This window comes from Candidatus Parvarchaeota archaeon, assembly GCA_016866895.1.
GTDB lineage: Archaea > Micrarchaeota > Micrarchaeia > Anstonellales > VGKX01 > VGKX01.
This window is the reverse complement of record VGKX01000217.1, coordinates 1-1,295: the sequence shown is the minus strand read 5'-3', so window position 1 is coordinate 1,295 and position 1,295 is coordinate 1. Positions and strand designations below refer to the sequence as shown.

Below are 1,295 nucleotides of genomic sequence, written 5' to 3'. Positions count from 1 at the left end.
AAGCGCGCCGCCTGCCACATAAACAGCCCCCCTGTACCTGATTTTTTTAATCGCCTCAGTCAGCCTCCTTTTTTCCTGGGCAAAATATTCCCTAAGCCGTTTTTTTATCACACTTTCCGTCTTCAAGTCGCGCTCTATATCCGGGACAATGAACCTTACTTCTATCCTTCCACCCCTTGTCTCCTTGTATCGCGCCCTAATCTCGACCAAAAAATCGTGGGAAACCTGCCTTGTGGAATAAGGTCGCGGGTCAAAATCAGAGAAAATATCGTCATATGTGTCTATGGCGATGCTTATGTCCCTTATGCTTGCCTGCTGCGCCAAAGAGGCCTGGGCCAATGCGCCTGCCTGCACGGGCTTTTTCTGCGACTCTTGCATGCAGCCTCTATTGCCTGCAAAGTATAAAAAACAAGGTCTAGATGGCCCCAACGCCTCATTTGAGAAATGCCATCGGAACCAATAGCTTAAGCTTCAGGCAGCAACCGTGCTTCGAATCGTGTCAGCAAAGCCCCCTGCCTGTTTCTAAAATCACTGGTGCATGAAAGCGCAATTTTTCAGTCAAGGTCTGAAGCAGCATATTCATGGATGCCTAGCTGCCCTGCAAGGGTCGCAATTTCAACAGCCTGCCTTGCCTGTTCCATGTGCTCTTCAAGCCGCAGCTTCATAACCTGCCTTTCGGTAAGCACCGGCTCACCATGTACTGCGGCAGGCTTTTCATAGTACTTGTCAGAGAGTTTTGCGCTCATCTGGTTGACATAAAGCACTGCCACTGGCCGTTTCCCGCCGTCTTGAGCCTTTGTTGCCTCCCCTTGGGCTTGTCCTGTGCACCCAAATGCAAGTGCAAGGGAAAAAATCGCAATAACAAGAATTGCAAGATTCATTCTGGTGCAGGCGCTATTTTTCATAACTGCGCCAAGATTCTTTTCTTTCTCCGCACAATAAAAAACTTTTTCCATTTCAAATCCCAGGACAAATATTTATCTCAAATTTATCTTAGCTTCCAAATTCTGCTATTTTATTTTCGCAAGCGAGTTTTTCAGCTGCCAGATTGTTGCGCCGTCATCATAAGGTCCGAATGCGGAGGCGTAGGCAGGCACAGCCCGGGCCGCAAATTCATCTCCAAGCTCAACTGCAAGCCAGTGCGCCTCACTTGAGCTGTATCTTGCGTAAGCCGCCAGCGCCTTGGCAACATCGGGCTTTGCATGACCAATATCGTTGTCCAGGAAGTTTGCAAGCTGCTTTAGCTTCATTGTGTCTGTTTCAGCTTCAATCTGCGCAACCTTCTTTTCAAGAAG

General features: G+C 48.4%; 2 protein-coding genes. Both read right to left on the bottom strand.

The annotated features are described in order from the left end of the window. Positions 1-378: hypothetical protein (locus FJZ26_06065; GenBank protein ID MBM3229972.1), on the bottom strand; the 378-nt coding region annotated here is incomplete at its 3' end. Positions 379-554: 176 nt separating this feature from the next. Further along, a complete protein-coding gene (locus tag FJZ26_06060; protein ID MBM3229971.1) occupies positions 555-956 on the bottom strand; it encodes a hypothetical protein in 402 nt (133 codons plus the stop codon). Positions 957-1,295: the final 339 nt, after the last annotated feature.